Origin of the sequence: Microcystis wesenbergii NRERC-220 (assembly GCF_032027425.1) — a bacterium.
Classification (GTDB): Bacteria; Cyanobacteriota; Cyanobacteriia; order Cyanobacteriales; family Microcystaceae; genus Microcystis; species Microcystis wesenbergii_A.
In genome coordinates this window covers 1,721,784-1,739,879 of the sequence record NZ_JAVSJA010000001.1, presented here as the reverse complement: position 1 = coordinate 1,739,879, position 18,096 = coordinate 1,721,784, and the positions used below count along the sequence as shown (strand labels likewise).

The following is an 18,096-nucleotide window of genomic DNA, read 5'->3' as shown; positions in this document are numbered from 1 at the left end:
TGCCATTTAATGCTGCTCACTTGCTATTCTCTTCTCTTATCTGATCAATGACCCCTGATTAAGACTGTCCACTAAAAACTTACATCTGATAACTGATAACTGGTAACTGATAGCTGACGGCTGATAGCCAAGGGTCAACAATGCTAGGATAAAGGCTTGAGTAGAGAACGATCGAGCCAAAGCCATGTCATCGACAGAAGTAAAAACCCCACCCCCAGACAGTCCTGAATTCCTCGATGAGTTACCCGGAGAAGTGGAAATGTCCTTATTTGACCACTTGGAGGAGTTGCGGCGCCGGATTTTTTATAGTTTAATTGCCGTGGCTGTAGGTGCGGTGGGATGTTTTATCTTCGTTAAACCCCTAGTGCAAGTGCTGGAAGTTCCCGCCCAAGGAGTAAAATTTTTGCAGTTAGCTCCGGGAGAATTTTTTTTCGTCTCCCTAAAAGTAGCTGGATATAGCGGCATACTGGTGGCTAGTCCCGTCATTCTCTTGCAAATTATCCTCTTTGTGCTGCCGGGGTTAACCCGTCGCGAACGGCGTTTAATTGTCCCGGTAGTGTTAGGATCGAGTGTTTTATTTTTTGCTGGTTTATTTTTTGCCTATATTGCCCTGATTCCCGCCGCTTTAAACTTTTTTGTCAGTTATGGGGCGGAAGTGGTCGAACAAGCTTGGTCGATCGAGCGCTATTTTGAATTTGTCTTACTTTTACTTTTTAGTACCGGCATCGCCTTTCAAATTCCCGTTATTCAATTGATTTTGAGCTTTTTAGGCATTATTTCCTCGCAAACAATGTTATCGGGGTGGCGTTTCGTGGTTTTAGGGGCAGTGATTTTAGGCGCGATTTTAACCCCTTCCACAGATCCTCTCACCCAATCCCTGTTAGCAGGGGCGGTCTTGGGTCTATACTTTGGGGGCATTGGGGTGGTGAAATTAACGGGACGTTAGCAGTTTTTTGATAAAATTTGACGGCTGAAAACTAATTAAGCCAGAAAGCTAGAGATTGATTCTAGATTGAGTAACTAAAGTGAAATATTTTTTCTTAACGGCAGGTTGGACAATAGGACGGGTGTGGGAATTTGGCGGTTTGTGGGATCATGCGAGTAGTTGGCGACGACCACCGCAGATAGAGCGATTAAATATCGGTATTTTAGAGGGAGAACAGGTTTTATGGCTTTATAAGGTGGAAGAAGCCGTGATTATGGTGGAAGTTGCCCCCAAGAGTGCCGAAATTGCCGATACTGTCCCCACCATTGGGCAAGTGGTGCTAAAACGCTTGATTAGTGCCGAACAAGTCCTCGAAATCCTGCAAAATGCCGAAGAATTGCTGAGGAAGTAATCAGTTATCAGTTATCAGTTATCAGTTATCAGTCATAATTCCCCATCTCCCCACAGCCCACAGCCCACACCCTACACCCTACACCCTACACCCTACACCCCACACCCCATCTCCCCACACCCTACACCCTACACCCTTCTCCCCACACCCCACACCCTACACCCCTATCTGGACTATTCTGGCGGAAGATCGATCGCAAAGACTTGAAATCTGTTCTAACAATAGTTACACTTCTTTAGAATAGATACACTTTTCAAGGGATAATGTAGGTCGGCTAACTCTTGCACTTAACCGTCGAGAGTGTTGGGCTTATATTTTGACCCTGAATATAAAAAGCGTCTAAGTGGACACTAAATTGTCAATAGGAGGAGCGTAGTCAATGGGACTACCTTGGTATCGAGTACACACAGTCGTTCTCAACGACCCGGGCCGTTTAATTTCCGTTCACCTGATGCACACCGCACTGGTAGCGGGTTGGGCTGGCTCCATGGCCCTCTATGAGCTTGCTATTTTCGACCCCAGTGACCCCGTATTAAACCCGATGTGGCGGCAAGGAATGTTCGTGCTGCCCTTCATGGCCCGTTTAGGTGTCACTGGTTCTTGGGGTGGCTGGAGCGTCACCGGCGAAACTGGTGTTGACCCCGGTTTCTGGTCTTTTGAAGGCGTTGCCGCCGCTCATATCGTCTTATCCGGTCTGCTATTCCTAGCGGCGGTTTGGCACTGGGTTTTCTGGGATTTAGAATTATTTATCGATCCCCGCACGGGCGAATCTGCCCTCGATTTACCGAAAATGTTCGGTATTCACCTGTTCTTATCCGGTTTACTTTGCTTTGGTTTCGGTGCTTTCCATCAAACAGGCCTTTGGGGTCCCGGGATGTGGGTTTCCGATGCCTACGGTTTAACTGGTCATGTGCAGCCCGTAGCTCCCGAATGGGGACCGGCTGGTTTTAACCCCTTTAACCCCGGGGGTGTGGTGGCTCACCACATTGCCGCGGGTATCGTCGGGATTATCGCCGGTTTATTCCATTTAACCGTTCGTCCCCCCGAAAGACTCTATAAAGCCTTGAGAATGGGTAATATCGAAACGGTGCTTTCTAGCAGTATCGCCGCTGTTTTCTTTGCCGCTTTCGTCGTGGCTGGAACCATGTGGTACGGTAATGCTACTACCCCGATCGAACTCTTTGGCCCGACCCGTTACCAATGGGATAAGGGCTATTTCCAAGAAGAAATTGAGCGTCGTGTGGAGGCCAGCATCGCCAATGGGGCCACCATCGCCGAAGCTTACCAAGCAATCCCCGAAAAACTGGCTTTCTATGATTATGTCGGTAATAGCCCCGCTAAAGGTGGTTTATTCCGTACTGGTGCCATGGATAGCGGTGACGGTATCGCTAAATCTTGGTTAGGACACCCTGTTTTCAAAGATGGCGAAGGTCGCGTCCTCAGCGTGCGTCGGATGCCTAACTTCTTTGAAACCTTCCCCGTTGTCCTGACTGACTCGGAAGGTATCGTTCGCGCTGATATTCCTTTCCGTCGTGCGGAATCGAAACTGAGTATCGAACAAAGTGGTGTCACCGTTTCTTTCTACGGTGGCTCTCTCGATGGTCAGGTCTTCAGCGATCCTGCTGATGTGAAGAAATTTGCGCGTAGAGCGCAACTCGGTGAAGCTTTCGAGTTTGACACCGAAACCCTCAAGTCTGACGGGGTATTCCGCACTTCTCCGAGAGGTTGGTTTACTTTCGGTCATGCTGTCTTTGCTTTACTATTCTTCTTCGGTCACATCTGGCACGGTTCTCGTACCATCTACCGCGACGTATTCGCCGGGGTAGATCCGGATCTGGAAGAACAAGTGGAATTCGGTTTATTCCAAAAATTGGGTGATCTTAGCACTCGTAAACAAGAAGTTTAGTTTTAGCTAAATCATCTATATAAAAAAAGGAGTCAAGTCTTTGACTCCTTTTTTTAATTAGGGTCTGCTGAAAAAGTTTTTCGTGGGTGTGGGGAGCAGGGAGAAACAATCCATAACTTGGGAGTTAATCACACTATTAAAAACGGATTTAGGATAAATCCGTTTATTAAAAAATGATTATTTATTCTCCCCTTTGCCTTTTGCATGAGTAGAAAACGGGTTTCTCCGAGAAACCCGTTTTCTGTGCGTTACTCAAGGGATTTAGTATTAGTATAAAGTTTGATCGAGCTTTACCTTTAACCGAATAGTGAAAAAACCGCTAGTTATTTCTATAACTAACGGTTTTCTGCTGGGGATAATTACCCGAAATGGAATTACATAGAGGAACCTAAACCAGCGTAAGCTCCGTAGAAGAAAAGACCAACCACGGCGATAACGCCTAGACCGGCGATGGTGGCGACTAACCACAAAGGAATACGACCTTCTGCGAACATGAATAACACCTCCTAATTGCGATGACAATAAATCGGGACTAATTAGTTAAAGAAATAGCTGGAAAATAAAATTCCCAAGACAGCAACTAGGAGTAAACCTAGGTAAAGAGAAGTACGATTTAACTCGACGGCTTGCCGATTCGGATTAGGTGTTCTTTCCATAATTGTTCTCCTAGCGTTGAATAAACTGCATTGCCGCAATTGCACCGATAAAGAAGACAGTGGGGACCGCTAAGGTATGAACTGCCAACCAGCGAACGGTGAAAATGGGGTAAGAAATGGGTTGATTGGGATTACCACTAGCCATTGTTTTTATCCTTAATTAAAGTAAACTACTGATTAAACTGCTCGATTTGATTTTTGGCCTCAAAGCGATCATTAATGATCGGTAATTCTTGACGCTCTTGAGTGTAATACTCATCGGGACGGGGAGTGCCAAAAACATCGTAAGCCAAACCGGTACTCACGAATAACCAACCTGCGATAAACAGCATGGGGATGGTGATGCTATGGATAATCCAGTAACGAATACTGGTAACGATATCGCCAAAAGGACGTTCGCCGGTACTACCTGACATGGACGGTTCTCCTCGGAATGATAGGACTTGAAAAATTCAATCTCTATAATAGAGACTTTCTTGACCCTGAGACAAGTTTTAGGCCGGTTCGCTAGGGGGATTATATTTCAGTAAAACCCCATTTTGTCCCAAGACAAAACCCTTGTCGGAATTGATAAAAACAATTCGATAGAGATTGGAGGGGACACTTTCCACCGCGCGATCTTTTTCCCAAGATTGGCCGCCGTCATCACTGACCAACAGATTGCCGCTACCACCAGCGACCCAAATTTCTTCGGGGGTGCGGTAGTTGAGGTCCAAAAGTCCCCAACTGGTGGAAAACTCGGGGAATACCTTATCTTCCCATGTATCGAGATCATTGGGGCTAGTAAATTGTAGTTGACCACCCCGGGCCAGGGCCCACAGTTCCCCATTTTCACCATAACCGACTTTTTGTAAGCGGCGGGAAGAAAGACGATTGTGGGGTTGCCATTCTGTTGACCCCGGTTCCCAAGTGGAATAAAAGTTCCCGCGTGCGGAAACGGCCACATATTTACCATCATGGGAACGAACAATTGTCCGGGCCACACCCACGGCACCTTCCACTAAAGCTTGCCAAGTTTTGCCCCCGTCTTTGCTGCGGTAGATAGCACCTAAATCCGTGACCATTTCGGCGGTTTTGTCGTTCAGGGCGATAATTCCGTAGGGGGAACCGGGTAATTTTTCACTTAAGGGGATACGGGACCAGCTGCCGCCCCCGTCTTCGCTATGGAGAAGAATCGAGGGTTTACCGACAATCCAACCCTCTTGGTCGTGGAAACTGACGGCGCTAAAGCTAACTTTTTCGTCGCCAAGGTTGAGGACTTTTTGCTGCCAGCTGTCCCCCCCATCGGTGGTTTCAAAGAGGGTAGATTTGGTTCCCACTAACCAACCGTGCTGCGGGTCGTCGGTAAAGGCGATATCGGCAAAAGTGGAGTCAGTGTCGAGGGTGAGGATTTGCCAAGGACTACTGCTCAGGGATGGCACACTACTACAGCTAAAGCAGAAAAAGGCTACAGCTAGAACTATTACGAATTGTTTCAGTTTTCTCATCAATGGTTCAGAGGTATTGGTCAAGAAATCGGGACGGATTAAGGTTTGTACTCGATAGGTTACAGGCTCATAAGAGCCGTTGGATTAAAGATAATGAGTGCTTGAGTTAGTTTAAACCATATAAACTAATAAAGAAAACAAATCCTAGCGCTAAAGCCCCGAAAATCAAAATATTTTTTTGTGCGGGAGTGAGACGATTGACTCCAAAACCATAGCTAAGATTTTCTTGGAATCCCGAAGGAGCATCTTTAGCTCCGATGTTGATAAATTGGGAACGACGCACACCACACACGGGACAGCGCCAAGTTTCTGGCAATTCCTCGAAGGGGGTTCCAGCGGGAGTGTTGGTTTTACTATCTCCCTTGCTGGGGTCGTAAACGTAGCCGCAGGAGCGACATTCGTAGTTGGCAGGGGCCTGGTCGGCTAGGGTTAGTTCTGGTGGGCGATCGCTCATAACTAAGATTAAAGGAATTTTCAACACTCTGTTACAAATTATCCTTGAAAATTGACCTCTCTCACGGCCAACCCCTGACAGAATACCAAGTTTTCAAGTCTTAAAAGGATTAGCGAGGCAGCATATCGGCTTTAAAAAAAGTAAGATTAATCTATTAGGGATTAAATGTCTATTAAAACTTTATTAAGTTGATATTTGGGCTATTTACCCTGATTTTGGTACTCAAATTTATTCCGAGAAATTGAGAAATTTCAGACATGGAAGAAATCAGACCCCTGATTTCTCACCTCTAACCGATTATTCTTGACTAAATTGACTAAATCTCTGGCTTAATTTCTTCTTAGAGGCGAGAGTAAAGCTAAATTACTTGTCTCCGCTTGTCATATTGGATAAATTTAATCACTTATTTTTAGCGATCGCTTTTATATTTTGGCATAAATGGGCTGCTCCCCCAAGCAACAAAGTTGATAACAATTGAGTAATCTGCTGATAGGAGAGTCGCTACTCATCGAATTGTTGTGACTTAGTTTAAAACAGACTAAAAAGGGCTTTTGGACTCAAAAGGCTGGAAAATCGGAACCTTTTCCGATTTTTTAGAGTTAACACCTGAAGAGATTATCCTTATTGAAATCAAGTTAGCTCTACCGTCAGTTTCACTGGAATTGCTGCTCCGCTTGTTGTTGGCAACAGGTGCTACTCCTCAAGACATCGGACAAATCATTGCTGGTATGAACGGCGTTGCTGAATCAAGATCTGAATACTAATTGTGCATCCTATCCACCAGTTAGCCTAGCCCTAGGTTTTAAAAAGTACCTAGAGGACAATTCCTACTTAAAATCAGCAACGCCAAATTATCATCACCTAAACCACTTTCTAGCCTAATTAATTAATAGGGCCATTTCCAGTTAGTAATCTCCTCCTTATCGATGCCATTGGTAAAAGCATAATCGAGATTGTCGATAATAGCATTTTTCATCCGTTCTTTCACATGACCGGCAGCAGAACCTAATTTCGGCACGCAATTAATGACATCAATTACTAAATGAAAACGATCAACTTGGTTACGAATCGCTAATTCTAGGGGAGTATTAATATTCCCTTCTTCTTTGTAACCGCGCACATGAATACGTTCTTGATTACTGCGACGGTAGGTAAGTTTATGAATCAGCCAAGGATAACCGTGGAAATTAAAGATAATTGGCTTATCAGTGGTAAATAAGCTATCAAAATCCCGTTCCGATAAACCATGGGGGTGTTCACTTTCCGACTGTAATTTAAACAGATCAACCACGTTGATAAAGCGAACTTTTAAGTAAGGTAATTCCTCCCGCAGAATTGCCGTTGCCGCTAAAGATTCTTTAGTAACAATATCCCCACAGCAAGCCATAATTACATCTGGTTCATCGGGATTTTTTCCGTCATCATCGTTACTAGCCCAATCCCAAATACCGATACCTTTTGTGCAGTGTTTAATTGCTTCTTCAATGGTCAAGTATTGCAGGTGTTTCTGTTTATCAGCAACGATAATATTAGTGTAATCCTTGCTCTTGAGACAGTGGTTAGCCACACTTAATAAACAGTTACCATCGGGGGGAAGATAAACCCGCACCACGTCGGCACTTTTATTGGTTACTAAATCGATAAAACCGGGGTCTTGGTGACTAAAACCATTGTGATCCTGCCGCCAAACCACCGAGGATAATAACAGATTCCAAGAGGAAACAGAAGCGCGCCAAGGCACATGATTTTTGCAGATATCGAGCCATTTAGCGTGTTGGTTGAACATGGAATCGATAACGTGGGCAAAAGCTTCGTAGGAGTGAAATAAACCGTGACGACCGGATAATAAATAACCCTCTAACCAACCGACTAAAGTATGTTCACTCAGCATCTCCATCACACGACCATCGGGAGACAATTGGCTACCATCTAAATCCTCCGGATAGGTATCGGCTAACCAAGCTTTTTTAGTCACTTCATAGAGAGCAGATAAACGATTAGAAGCAGTTTCATCGGGACCAAAAACGCGAAAATTAGTCATATTATTTCGCATTACATCCCGCAAAAATACCCCCATCACTCCCGTGTTTTCCGTTTCCACTTGGCCCGGGTGGGTGACGGCCACGGCATATTGACGAAAATCAGGCATTTTTAGGTCTTTACGCAGCAATCCGCCGTTAGCGTGCGGGTTAGCACTCATGCGACGATGACCCCTAGGAGCGAGTTCTTTAAATTCTGGCTTAAATTTACCCGTGGTATAGTCAAATAATTCCTCCGGGTTATAGCTTTTCATCCACTCCTCTAATTTTCTCAAGTGTTCGGGGTTTTCCTGCATGGCCCCCATGGGGACTTGGTGAGCGCGCCAGAATCCTTCTACTTTATGACCATCAACATTTTTCGGGCCCGTCCAACCCTTGGGGGACCGGAGGATAATCATCGGCCAGGGGTAACGTTTAGCAATACCCGTGCTGCGAGCTTCCTGTTGATAGAAGCGAATCTGATTGATACAGTGTTCTAGGGTAGCGGCCATTTTTTGATGGCAGTGCATGAGGTCTTCATCTTCCTTACATTCGACGATGTAGGGAGTGTAACCGTAACCGACAAAGAGACTTTCTAACTCGTGCGTCGAAATACGGGAGAGAATGGTGGGATTAGCGATTTTATAACCGTTTAAGTTTAAAATTGGCAGTACCGCACCATCGCGAATCGGGTTAAGGAATTTATTCGAGTGCCATGCGGTGGCAAGGGGACCGGTTTCTGCTTCCCCATCACCCACCACCACGGCCGTAATGAGGTCGGGATTGTCAAAAACAGAACCGTAGGCATGGGAAACACTATAACCCAGTTCGCCGCCCTCATGGATAGAACCGGGGGTTTCGGGGGTGACGTGACTACCGATGTGACCGGGAAAAGAAAATTGTTTAAAGAATTTTTGTAATCCTTCCTCGTCTTCACTTTTATCGGGGTAAATTTCCGAATAGGTTCCTTCTAGATAAACCGGACCGAGTACCCCCGGCGCCCCATGGCCAGGACCGGCCATAAAAATCATATCGAGGTCGTATTTTTTGATTAAACGGTTGAGGTGAACGTAGGTAAAACTTAAGGCCGGACTTGCTCCCCAGTGACCAAGTAAACGATACTTAACGTGTTCTGGTTTAAGATGTTCTTTGAGCAGGGGATTATCGCGCAGATAAATCATACCTACAGCTAAATAGTTACAAGCGCGCCAATAGGCATGGGTTTTGTAGAGTTCGTCTTGAGAAAGGGGATTTTGTTCTGTTAAGGGTCTTTCTGGTGCGGATACCATGAATATTTCTCCAATATCTATGAAGGATGAGATTAAGAGAGTTGATAGACAATTTCTCCAGATTATCGAGAGGGTTAACCCTCGGTCAGTTTTCAAACTGTAATCAAGAGTCTAACCTTTCGGAGCGTAAAAAACTATTAAAATAAGCTATATTTTGCCAATCCGGCTAGGGGAATTTATGTCAGTCGGGCGGGGTTTTTAAATGGCTTTTAAAGGCATATTAATATGTTCTTAACTTAGGAATCCACAAATTCTCAGAAAGCTTTTAATGATTTTTTAATGTCAACTTTTCCCAAAAGGCTATATAATCAGACTCTCGTTGGTCGGCCAAGGCCTAATCAGGTTTTCTCGATGCCGGTGGCGGGGAAGACTAGGGTAGAAAATTTATTATTTTTTATCTTGGAAGCACTGAAACTTAAAATCTTTCTATACTTCATCTAGCGATCAATAAAAGCTGATTAGCATATATAGTGATTCTCTACAGGCTAATCAATTCTCGGATTGTTTTTTCTTGATCGTGCCTAAGCTTATCGCAGCTGCAAAGGAGTTTTTTTCATGACAAAAGTAAGAGTCGCCATCAACGGATTCGGTCGTATCGGTCGCCTCGTTTTTAGGGCGGGTATCCAAAATCCTGATTTCGAGTTTGTTGGTATAAATGATCTGGTTCCCTCCGATAATATTGCCTATCTGCTCAAATACGACTCCACCCACGGACGTTTTCAGGGTACGGTAGAAGCAAAAGAAGATGGCATCGTCGTGGATGGTAAGTTTATCCCCTGTTATTCCATCAAAGACCCCGCCCAACTGCCCTGGGGTGCAACCGGGGCCGATTATGTGGTCGAGTCCACTGGTTTATTTACCACCGCCGAAGGGGCAGGAAAACACCTAGAAGCCGGGGCCAAACGGGTGGTTATCTCCGCACCCACCAAAGATCCCGACAAAATTCGTACTATTGTACTAGGGGTTAACGACAATGAGTACGATCCCGCTAAGGATCTGATCGTCTCTAACGCTAGTTGTACCACCAATTGTTTAGCCCCGATCACCAAAGTTATTAACGATAACTTCGGACTAGCGGAAGGATTAATGACCACGGTACACTCGATGACCGCCACTCAACCCACCGTCGATGGTCCATCGAAAAAAGATTGGCGCGGTGGTCGCGGCGCCGGTCAAAATATTATCCCCTCCTCCACGGGGGCAGCCAAAGCAGTAACCCTAGTTATTCCCTCCCTAAAAGGCAAATTAACCGGTATGGCCTTCCGTGTGCCAACTCCCAACGTTTCGGCGGTGGATTTAACCTTTAAAACCGAAAAAGCCACCAGTTACGAGGAAATCTGCGCCGCTATGAAAGCCGCCAGCGAAGGACCGATGAAAGGTATCCTCGGTTACACCGATGAGGAAGTGGTATCGAGTGACTTTATCACCGACCCCCGTTCCAGTATCTTTGATGCTAAAGCCGGCATTCAACTTAATGCCAATTTCTTTAAGGTCGTCTCTTGGTACGATAACGAATGGGGTTACTCCTGCCGGATGTTAGACCTGATGAAAATGATGGCAGCTAAGGAAGCAGCCCTAGTAACAGCCTAAATCAGTTATCAGTTATCAGTTATCAGTTATCAGTTATCAGTTATCAGTAACCAGTGAAAAAACAGCACTGTTAATGCAGGGTGAGAGCATATCAAAAGCTATTGACAATGGGCCAATTTTGTGATCTGCTTGCTGTGTGGGCATTTCAGCTGATACCAGTCAATCAAAATAGTTACGAAATCTTAACATTTGGTCGATTTTTGCTTAACAATTGAGATGGCAAATTCTCCTCAAATATGCCTTAATCTCCCTCTGGGTAAGCAACTCACATAAAGTTCATTTTGTCAAGGATTGTTAAGATGCGCTTGCCCTGACTGTTAATGCCGTTATCACTTAATACTCAAATCTGATCACTGATAACTGATAACTGATAACTGATAACTGATTAGATGAATCCAAAATTTAAAGATATTATCGCTTGGGAACAGGCACAATTGTTAATGCAGCCGGCATTTATTCGGGTGCTGGATAATCTGCGTAAACAGTTAGAAAATTCCCTCTGGAAAGGAACTTATACAGAAATTCAAGATCCCTATCCCAGTTATCTGCTCTGTTTGACTTATCTCGAGCGCTCCGTTACTGTAAATATTTGGGAACTTTGTTTTCAAGTCTGTTTTCTCGATTATCCCACCGATGAAGGAGAGAGCGTCACCATCGATACCAGTCTCCTCGACCCCACCGGTGAACTTGATTGGCAGAGTTTGGAAACGAAAACCGAGCGTATTATTAACCGATTATTCGCTAATTTACCCCAATGAAAGCAGCGTTAGAAACGATCAAGGCAGAGTATGCCGCTAATTTTCTGAAAAATTACAGTAATGATCCCCAAAGTTTAGCATCCCAAACAATTTTAATCGATCGCTCCGATTGGGGTTTATTAGAATTAAAAGGCCAGGACCGACTGCGTTTTCTCCACAATCAAACCAGTAACGCGATCGATCGCCTGAAACCGGGTCAGGGTTGTGAGACAATTTTCCTTAACTCTACCGGTCGTACCCTCGATTTTGTCACAGTTTACGCCAGCGATGATTCCCTCCTCATCCTCGTTTCTCCCCAACGTCGTCAATTTTTACTGGAATTGATCGATCGCTATATTTTCCCCTTCGATAAGGTGGAAATTAGCGACTTAACCGATAATTTTGGCATTGTCACCCTAATAGGTACTGAAAGCGGGCAATACCTGCAAAAAATCGCCATTCCAGAGCAGATTTTAACGGGGGTGCAGCATAGTCATTATCTCCTTTCTCAACCCGCCCTGAGAGTGGCCGTCGGCACCGGCTTAGACCTACCCGGATATACTTTAATCGTCGCCGCCGCCGAAGCGGGCCCCTTTTGGGAAAATTTAATTAAAAATGGCGTTACTCCCGCAGATGAGCAGGTGTGGGAATACCTGAGAATCCATCAGGGCCGACCGGCAGTCGATCGAGAATTAACCGAAGATTATAACCCTTTAGAGGCCGGTTTATGGCGAGCGATCGTTTTTGATAAGGGCTGTTATATTGGTCAAGAAACTATCGCCCGTCTCAACACCTATAAAGGCGTAAAACAAAGACTTTGGGGCATAAAACTCAGCCAACCCGTCCCCAGCAATACCCCGATTATTTTAGAAGCGCAAAAAGTCGGTTTACTCACCAGTGTGCTGGAGGATTTTGGCTTGGGTTATGTGAAAACAAAAGCGGGAGGAGAGGGTTTAAAAGTACAAATCGGCGAGGCAACAGGAGAATTAATCCCCTTACCCTTCCTCTCTCACGAATACCCCTTTCAGTGAACAGTAATCAGTAAACAGTGATCAGTAATCAGTAATCAGTAATCAGTGACCAATCACTAATCAATGATAACTGATAACTCACATCTTATAAGTAGTTGTGCAAAATTAATTTATTGGTTAGGATAGGCAAAAGGCAGGAGGCAAAAGGCAAAAGCTTTATCGAAATGTGTAATTAATTTTGCTTAGATACTTAACTAATAACTAATAACTGATAACTGATAACTGATAACTGATAACTGATAACTGATAACTGATAACTGATAACTGATAACTGATAACTGAAAAACCCCCTAACCCCAGCGACTAGCGATAGGCATTCGCCAACCAGTGCCAAAAGCGCGATCGCTAATTTTTAGACCCGGGGGGGCTTGTTTGCGCTTAAATTCGGCATTTTTAACTAATTTAATCACTTTCTGCACAATTTCTGCCTCAAAGCCGGCGGCGATAATTTGTTCGGCGGATTGATGGCGATCGATTAATAGTGCTAAAATAGCATCTAAAATCTCGTAGGGAGGTAAAGAATCTTGATCCTTCTGATTGGGTTTTAATTCAGCACTAGGAGCTTTATTAATCACATTGAGGGGAATAATTTCCCCGTGCCGATTTAACCAGCGACAGAGGGAATAAACCCTCGTTTTCGGCACATCAGCAATCACTGCTAAACCACCATTCATATCACCGTAAAGAGTGCAATATCCCACCGCCATTTCTGATTTATTGCCAGTGGATAATAGTAAATGACCGAATTTATTAGAGAGGGCCATTAATAAATTACCGCGAATGCGTGACTGAAGATTTTCTTCGGCAATACCAAAATCAGTCCCAGCGAAAACCGGCTCTAAAAGTTGATCATAAGCGGTCATAATTTCCTGAATTGCTAACTTCTCACTTTTGATACCTAAATTATTAACTAAAGCCACTGCATCGCTAATGGAATGGTCGGAACTATAGGGAGAAGGCATCATCACAGCGAGAACATTTTCTTTACCTAATGCGTCGCTGGCAATAGCGGCAACTAAACTAGAATCAATGCCACCACTCAAGCCGAAAATTACCCGTTTAAAACCGCATTTCTGCACATAATCTCGTACTCCTAAGACTAAAGCTCGATAAATTTCCTCATCTTCATCGACAGGTAAAGGATGAATAACTGCGGGTAACAAATCCTGATTAAACTCGATCAATTCTAGGCTAGAAGTAAATGCCTGAGCGCGATAAATCACTTCTCCTTGTCGGTTAAAAGCCACGCTGTCACCATCAAAAATTAAATCATCATTACCTCCCACTTGATTGACGTAAACTATCGGTAAATTATATCTAGTGGCACTATGGGATAATAAAGATTCTCGCAATTTTTGCTTACCGACACTGTAGGGAGAAGCGGAAAGATTAACGATTAAATCCACTCCTAAATTAGCTAAATCGGCGATGGGATTAACTGCGTATTGACGCTGACCCCAAAATTGTTCATCATTCCAAACATCTTCACAGATAGTTACACCGATTTTTACATTATTTTCTGTTAGTTGAAAATATTGACTTTCTTTCCCAGAAGCAAAGTAACGATCCTCATCAAAAACATCGTAGGTAGGCAATAAACGTTTAGTAAAAATTTGTTTAATCTCTTGACTTTTTAACAAAGCTATGCTATTAAATAACGGCTTTTCTCCCCTGACCGTTGCCGAGGGATTTTTTTCGACAAAACCGACTAAGACGGCTAACTTTTCTGGTAATTGTTGGGACAATAATTGCAATTGTCGAGACATTTTCTCCACAAAACCCAGATTTAATAACAAGTCTCTGGGAGGATAACCACAGAGGGATAATTCCGGGGTTAAAAGTAATTCTGCTCCCTGATTAAATGCTGTTTGAGCAGCCTCTAAAATTCTTTGGGCATTTCCTTCGATATCTCCAACAATGGGATTTAATTGAGCGATAGCAATTCTCATATTTTTTCCTATTTAAACAAAAACTAACGGTTGCTCTTTAAAGGGAGCAAAAGCTTTTTCATCAAAGCGATATAAACTAGCGGGACGACCGGCACCACGCGAGACTTTTAAACCCATATCCTTGAGAAATCCTAATTTCAATAGCCGATTTCTGAAGTTAGAATAATCACTAAAATTTTTACCTAAAATTGTCTCATAAAATTGATAAAGATCATTTAAAGTAAATAATTCTGGTAAAACCTCAAAAGCGACGGGACTATATTCTACTTTATTGCGTAATCTTCGCCAGCCATATTCCAAAATTTGACCGTGATTAAAGGCTAAATCTGGCACTTTATCAATCATATACCAAGTGATATTATAATCCCGTTCAGTGATTAACTTTGCTTCTTCAAACCGCACTAAAGCGAAGTAACTCACCGATAGATAACGTTTCCCAAAACTCTCGGCCGCTGCCGGGGAATCTCCCTCTGGACTGCCAAAAGTATATAACTGTTCCAGATAGAGATTATTGACGCTAATTTTCTCGGCTAAAATTCGATAGGCTGCCGTTTCCAGTGATTCCCCATTTCTCACTAAAGTCCCGGGTAAACTCCAGTAATTACTAAAGGGTTCTTCCCGTCTTTTAATCAGAAGCACTAGCAGCCGATTTAATTGGGTATCAACGGAAAAGATCACGTTATCAACTCCGACTTTAAAATCAGCTAGAGATTTATTAGCTAGGGTATTTAGCGGTTTCATGGGTAAAGTTTTTGACCTTCGATATAATCTTTAATCGGTGCGGGAACAGCCTGTTTATCGCCTTTTTCTCGATAATCTGTTGAGGATACAGCCGGAGCAAAGACATCGGCAATCAGACAATCACCCCCTAATGTTTGCAGTTGTTCAATATCATCTTGGTTAATAGGATAACCGGGACGAGGAATCACGAGAATTTTGACTTTTTCTAGTAATTCTTGGCTGCGATACCAGTGCCTAATTTGTCCCGCTAAATCAGAACCAATGACTAGGGTATATTCCTCCTGTTCTCCCCAAATTGTTTGCGCTTTTTCCACACTAATTAAGCTACGTCGATCGCTTAATTCTCGTCGCAGTTGTATATTATCCCTTGGGGTTTGAATGTCCCGGATGAGCAAATTTAACATCCTCAGACGATGTTCGAGACTGGTTTGATGATTTTTAAAGGGATTATCGGCAGCCCAAACTGCAACGATATCGTACTGTTCCGATAACCATTTTAGTATGGCTTGATGACCGGCAGTAGGAGGATCGGCACTGGTTCCAAAAAGGGCAATTTTAAGCATAGGATTCAATTGCTTGCTCACTGAGGGATTAGTTTAACTCTGCTCAAGCTTGGCAAAGATTAACTTCTCCCCATTATAGTTGATTTTACCAAAATAGGGCAAGAGGATCAGTCATCTCCTGCAAAAGTAAGTTATCGAGCCGCTATCGGGTCAAAATATCTAAAACCCCGGATAAATTTGACATAATCTTAGGTTTTATGAATAGGATAGTTATCTCTTGTCTTCATCGACAAAGAAGCGGTGAGGAATAGTTCATTAGACCTATTCAGGATGGTTAGGCAGAGAATGATATTGAAAAATGCCAAAGATACTGCCGACACTGCCAATACTGAGAATACTGCCGACACTGCCAATACTGAGAATACTGCCGACACTGCCAATACTGAGCATACTGCCGATACTAACCAGACTTAAAATGCTGCTGGCACTAGCGAGACTTAAAATACTGCCGGCACTGCCTAAACTCAAGATACAGCGATAACTAGCTTTGCTCAGATAATTAAGACCAGAAATCATTTTAAATCGGGGAAAGATTGGGGAATAGTTAGGGAAGTATTTTGCCAAACCTGTTGTAAACGCATAGCCGGCATAGTTAGATAAAGAATATCACCTTGATCGAGAGTAATTTCCAGTAATTGCCAACCGTGGATAGTTTGACCTTGTTTTTCTAGGTAAAGTGGCACAAAATCGGCATTCATCGCCGCTTCCTTGATAATTTGCCCCATAAAAGGATGATTAGGTGTGATTAATGTAGCCAAAGCAACCCAGAGGAGATCATCGGTCATGCCATTACCGAGAATTCTACCGCCCAAAGCGGCTGCGGCAAAGGAATAGGTAGCCAGATCCCGGGGACATAATACCGTATCAAAATCAAAAACTTCTTGAATCGATCGCCCGAATTGTTCCTGAGAGCAGCGTAAAACTAGATTAATTTTAGGAGCGATCGCTTTAGCAGTGAGGGCAATCTCCACATTAATCATATCCTCGTAAGTAACCACGATCAAAGATTCAGCGTTGTTAATATTAGCCGTTTCTAGGGTAGCCACTAGACGCGCATCCTCGATGATGACGGGGATTCCCCAGGAGCGCACGGAATGCAAAAATCGATTATTGGGGTCCGATTCGATCACCACCACTTCACAGCCTTGGTCGTGCAATTGTCGCACGATCCGGGTGCCGATACCTCCTAAACCACAGATAATGTGATGATTGCGGACGGGAATGCGGGTAGCATCCCAAAACTGCTTAAAGCGACTACCGAGAATAAAATCGTTGAGGAGAGCATAACAGATACCAATAACCCCCGCACCGACAATCATCATGACCACGGTAAAAATTTTGATACTATCGGGGGTAGATTCGGCCACTTTTTCGTTACCTCCGGCGCCGGTAATCATCCCGACAGAGAAATAGAGGGAATCGACGAGGGAAATTTTTTGATTAACGCTGAGATAGGTAACGGTAGCAAGGGAAATCATCCCCAGGAGGGAAAGGGTGACAAGAATTACTGGTTGGACATAGTGCTGATAGGGACGGAGATTGAGTAGATTTCTCAGCCACTTTTGCAGTTTAAAACGCTGTTTTGCTCTAATTGTCGGTTTATTGCCGATAATGAGATGATCGCCAGTTTGGAGTTTTTTGCCCGAAAGAACTGCGGAAACCAGATCGATTTCGTCGTGAGCGGGGAGATAATAGATTAACATCCGGGCCGGATCGTCCCAAAGTTCGTAAAGGGGTAATCCCCACCAAGGATGATTTTCCTCAATAATTATCTCTTGAATTGGCCAAAGGCGATCGAATAGCTGTAATTGACCGATAGCTTTATTACCAAGGGCAGCAAAGGAAAAGATCGGGGCTGCTAGGGAAGCAACGCTCATGCTAACGTGAGCAGGGAGGGTTTGATCGAGTCTTTCTCCCAAAGTTTCGTTAAATAGTCGGTTAACTATCCGAATTTTCGGGTTAATTATCCTGGCGCGGGTGAGAATTTCCAGATTGAGTGCGTCGTTATCGATGGCCAAAACTAGGGTTTCTGCATCTGGAAGGCCAGCTTGCAGGAGAGTTTTAGGAGAGCAGGGATCGCCGATAATAATATCAGACTGGTATTCGCAGACCATTTGGCGATCGCTAATCGCCGCTACTGCCGCAGATTGTTGTTTGAGTAAACAAAAGATTTTATAACCCGTGCGACCTAATCCACAGACGATGATTTGCGGTTTCATTCGTCGAGCGCGTTTTTTGCTGATTAACCTTTCAGTTTTAGCGCAAAAACTAGGAAAAATCTGTAACTAAAGCTGCAATGCTGCCAATTTTCCTAATCAGGCTTTGAAGATGATAAAAT

The 18,096-nt window shown here is 43.9% G+C and carries 19 protein-coding genes; 7 read left to right on the top strand and 12 right to left on the bottom strand.

From position 1 onward, the window contains the following. Window positions 1-184: 184 nt before the first annotated feature. From tatC to psbB, 3 genes are all read left to right on the top strand, one after another. Window positions 185-946, top strand: coding sequence for a twin-arginine translocase subunit TatC (tatC, locus tag RAM70_RS08435; RefSeq protein WP_002783793.1), 762 nt, complete (start codon window positions 185-187; stop codon window positions 944-946). A 79-nt stretch (window positions 947-1,025) separates the two neighbouring features. Beyond that, window positions 1,026-1,337 carry a hypothetical protein gene (locus tag RAM70_RS08430; protein WP_002749272.1) on the top strand — a complete coding sequence of 104 codons (312 nt, stop codon included), beginning with the start codon at window positions 1,026-1,028 and terminating at the stop codon, window positions 1,335-1,337. A 379-nt stretch (window positions 1,338-1,716) separates the two neighbouring features. Next, window positions 1,717-3,243 carry a photosystem II chlorophyll-binding protein CP47 gene (gene psbB / locus RAM70_RS08425; protein ID WP_002757651.1) on the top strand — a complete coding sequence of 509 codons (1,527 nt, stop codon included), beginning with the start codon at window positions 1,717-1,719 and terminating at the stop codon, window positions 3,241-3,243. A gap of 374 nt (window positions 3,244-3,617) precedes the next feature. On the opposite strand, the gene RAM70_RS08420 is transcribed toward psbB, so the two are convergent. The 6 genes from RAM70_RS08420 to RAM70_RS08395 form a co-directional block, all read right to left on the bottom strand. Then, window positions 3,618-3,737, bottom strand: coding sequence for a photosystem II reaction center protein J (locus RAM70_RS08420; RefSeq protein ID WP_043995402.1), 120 nt, complete (start codon window positions 3,735-3,737; stop codon window positions 3,618-3,620). A 42-nt stretch (window positions 3,738-3,779) separates the two neighbouring features. Continuing rightward, window positions 3,780-3,899 carry a photosystem II reaction center protein PsbL gene (gene psbL, locus RAM70_RS08415; protein ID WP_002735805.1) on the bottom strand — a complete coding sequence of 40 codons (120 nt, stop codon included), beginning with the start codon at window positions 3,897-3,899 and terminating at the stop codon, window positions 3,780-3,782. Window positions 3,900-3,909: 10 nt separating this feature from the next. After that, complete coding sequence (gene psbF / locus RAM70_RS08410) at window positions 3,910-4,044, bottom strand: cytochrome b559 subunit beta (protein ID WP_002736175.1); 135 nt, start codon at window positions 4,042-4,044, stop codon at window positions 3,910-3,912. A 25-nt stretch (window positions 4,045-4,069) separates the two neighbouring features. Continuing rightward, window positions 4,070-4,315, bottom strand: a complete 246-nt coding sequence (psbE, locus tag RAM70_RS08405) for a cytochrome b559 subunit alpha (RefSeq protein WP_002749269.1) — start codon at window positions 4,313-4,315, stop codon at window positions 4,070-4,072. Between the two features lie 78 nt (window positions 4,316-4,393). Continuing rightward, window positions 4,394-5,386: a photosynthesis system II assembly factor Ycf48 gene (locus tag RAM70_RS08400; protein WP_045362407.1), complete on the bottom strand. Its 993-nt coding sequence runs from the start codon at window positions 5,384-5,386 to the stop codon at window positions 4,394-4,396. Between the two features lie 106 nt (window positions 5,387-5,492). Continuing rightward, the gene (locus tag RAM70_RS08395) at window positions 5,493-5,840 is read right to left on the bottom strand and encodes a rubredoxin (RefSeq protein ID WP_002757647.1); all 348 of its coding nucleotides are present in this window, start codon (window positions 5,838-5,840) and stop codon (window positions 5,493-5,495) included. A 551-nt stretch (window positions 5,841-6,391) separates the two neighbouring features. On the opposite strand from RAM70_RS08395, the gene RAM70_RS08390 reads away from it, so the two are divergent. Further along, on the top strand, window positions 6,392-6,604 hold the full coding sequence (locus RAM70_RS08390; protein WP_045362410.1) for a hypothetical protein: 213 nt from the start codon (window positions 6,392-6,394) through the stop codon (window positions 6,602-6,604). Between the two features lie 122 nt (window positions 6,605-6,726). Here the strand turns inward: RAM70_RS08390 and RAM70_RS08385 are convergent, their stop codons facing one another. Next, entirely contained in the window at window positions 6,727-9,147 is a 2,421-nt protein-coding gene (locus RAM70_RS08385; RefSeq protein ID WP_312673253.1) for a phosphoketolase family protein, read from the bottom strand. A 555-nt stretch (window positions 9,148-9,702) separates the two neighbouring features. Here RAM70_RS08385 and gap point away from each other — a divergent pair. The 3 genes from gap (at window position 9,703) to ygfZ (ending at window position 12,505) form a co-directional block, all read left to right on the top strand. After that, window positions 9,703-10,737 (top strand): type I glyceraldehyde-3-phosphate dehydrogenase, encoded by a 1,035-nt coding sequence (gene gap, locus RAM70_RS08380; RefSeq protein WP_045362416.1) that lies wholly within the window; start codon window positions 9,703-9,705, stop codon window positions 10,735-10,737. 389 nt (window positions 10,738-11,126) lie between these two features. Beyond that, on the top strand, window positions 11,127-11,495 hold the full coding sequence (locus tag RAM70_RS08375) for a hypothetical protein (protein WP_312673249.1): 369 nt from the start codon (window positions 11,127-11,129) through the stop codon (window positions 11,493-11,495). Next, on the top strand, window positions 11,492-12,505 hold the full coding sequence (ygfZ, locus tag RAM70_RS08370) for a CAF17-like 4Fe-4S cluster assembly/insertion protein YgfZ (RefSeq protein ID WP_312673247.1): 1,014 nt from the start codon (window positions 11,492-11,494) through the stop codon (window positions 12,503-12,505). The genes RAM70_RS08375 and ygfZ overlap by 4 nt, the downstream gene beginning before the upstream one ends. Window positions 12,506-12,795: 290 nt before the next feature. Here ygfZ and RAM70_RS08365 read toward each other — a convergent pair whose 3' ends face one another. The 5 genes from RAM70_RS08365 to RAM70_RS08345 form a co-directional block, all read right to left on the bottom strand. Then, window positions 12,796-14,454: an NAD+ synthase gene (locus RAM70_RS08365; protein ID WP_288001357.1), complete on the bottom strand. Its 1,659-nt coding sequence runs from the start codon at window positions 14,452-14,454 to the stop codon at window positions 12,796-12,798. Between the two features lie 12 nt (window positions 14,455-14,466). After that, a complete protein-coding gene (locus RAM70_RS08360; protein ID WP_190356412.1) occupies window positions 14,467-15,195 on the bottom strand; it encodes an NUDIX hydrolase in 729 nt (242 codons plus the stop codon). Further along, window positions 15,192-15,758, bottom strand: coding sequence for a nicotinate-nucleotide adenylyltransferase (locus tag RAM70_RS08355; RefSeq protein WP_288001355.1), 567 nt, complete (start codon window positions 15,756-15,758; stop codon window positions 15,192-15,194). The genes RAM70_RS08360 and RAM70_RS08355 overlap by 4 nt, the downstream gene beginning before the upstream one ends. A 261-nt stretch (window positions 15,759-16,019) precedes the next feature. Beyond that, window positions 16,020-16,274: a hypothetical protein gene (locus tag RAM70_RS08350; RefSeq protein WP_045362440.1), complete on the bottom strand. Its 255-nt coding sequence runs from the start codon at window positions 16,272-16,274 to the stop codon at window positions 16,020-16,022. Then, window positions 16,271-17,977 (bottom strand): potassium channel family protein, encoded by a 1,707-nt coding sequence (locus RAM70_RS08345; protein ID WP_190380171.1) that lies wholly within the window; start codon window positions 17,975-17,977, stop codon window positions 16,271-16,273. Before RAM70_RS08345 ends, RAM70_RS08350 begins: the two co-directional genes overlap by 4 nt. Between the last annotated feature and the right edge of the window lie 119 nt (window positions 17,978-18,096).

Coding starts and splice junctions, on each gene's coding strand:
- RAM70_RS08350 (WP_045362440.1), bottom strand. CDS start 16,274: ATGATTTCTGGTCTTAATTATCTGAGCAAAGCTAGTTATCGCTGTATC.
- RAM70_RS08360 (WP_190356412.1), bottom strand. CDS start 15,195: ATGAAACCGCTAAATACCCTAGCTAATAAATCTCTAGCTGATTTTAAA.
- RAM70_RS08365 (WP_288001357.1), bottom strand. CDS start 14,454: ATGAGAATTGCTATCGCTCAATTAAATCCCATTGTTGGAGATATCGAA.
- RAM70_RS08385 (WP_312673253.1), bottom strand. CDS start 9,147: ATGGTATCCGCACCAGAAAGACCCTTAACAGAACAAAATCCCCTTTCT.
- psbB (WP_002757651.1), top strand. CDS start 1,717: ATGGGACTACCTTGGTATCGAGTACACACAGTCGTTCTCAACGACCCG.
- psbL (WP_002735805.1), bottom strand. CDS start 3,899: ATGGAAAGAACACCTAATCCGAATCGGCAAGCCGTCGAGTTAAATCGT.
- RAM70_RS08375 (WP_312673249.1), top strand. CDS start 11,127: ATGAATCCAAAATTTAAAGATATTATCGCTTGGGAACAGGCACAATTG.
- RAM70_RS08395 (WP_002757647.1), bottom strand. CDS start 5,840: ATGAGCGATCGCCCACCAGAACTAACCCTAGCCGACCAGGCCCCTGCC.
- RAM70_RS08420 (WP_043995402.1), bottom strand. CDS start 3,737: ATGTTCGCAGAAGGTCGTATTCCTTTGTGGTTAGTCGCCACCATCGCC.
- gap (WP_045362416.1), top strand. CDS start 9,703: ATGACAAAAGTAAGAGTCGCCATCAACGGATTCGGTCGTATCGGTCGC.
- RAM70_RS08400 (WP_045362407.1), bottom strand. CDS start 5,386: ATGAGAAAACTGAAACAATTCGTAATAGTTCTAGCTGTAGCCTTTTTC.
- ygfZ (WP_312673247.1), top strand. CDS start 11,492: ATGAAAGCAGCGTTAGAAACGATCAAGGCAGAGTATGCCGCTAATTTT.
- psbF (WP_002736175.1), bottom strand. CDS start 4,044: ATGGCTAGTGGTAATCCCAATCAACCCATTTCTTACCCCATTTTCACC.
- psbE (WP_002749269.1), bottom strand. CDS start 4,315: ATGTCAGGTAGTACCGGCGAACGTCCTTTTGGCGATATCGTTACCAGT.
- tatC (WP_002783793.1), top strand. CDS start 185: ATGTCATCGACAGAAGTAAAAACCCCACCCCCAGACAGTCCTGAATTC.
- RAM70_RS08355 (WP_288001355.1), bottom strand. CDS start 15,758: ATGCTTAAAATTGCCCTTTTTGGAACCAGTGCCGATCCTCCTACTGCC.
- RAM70_RS08345 (WP_190380171.1), bottom strand. CDS start 17,977: ATGAAACCGCAAATCATCGTCTGTGGATTAGGTCGCACGGGTTATAAA.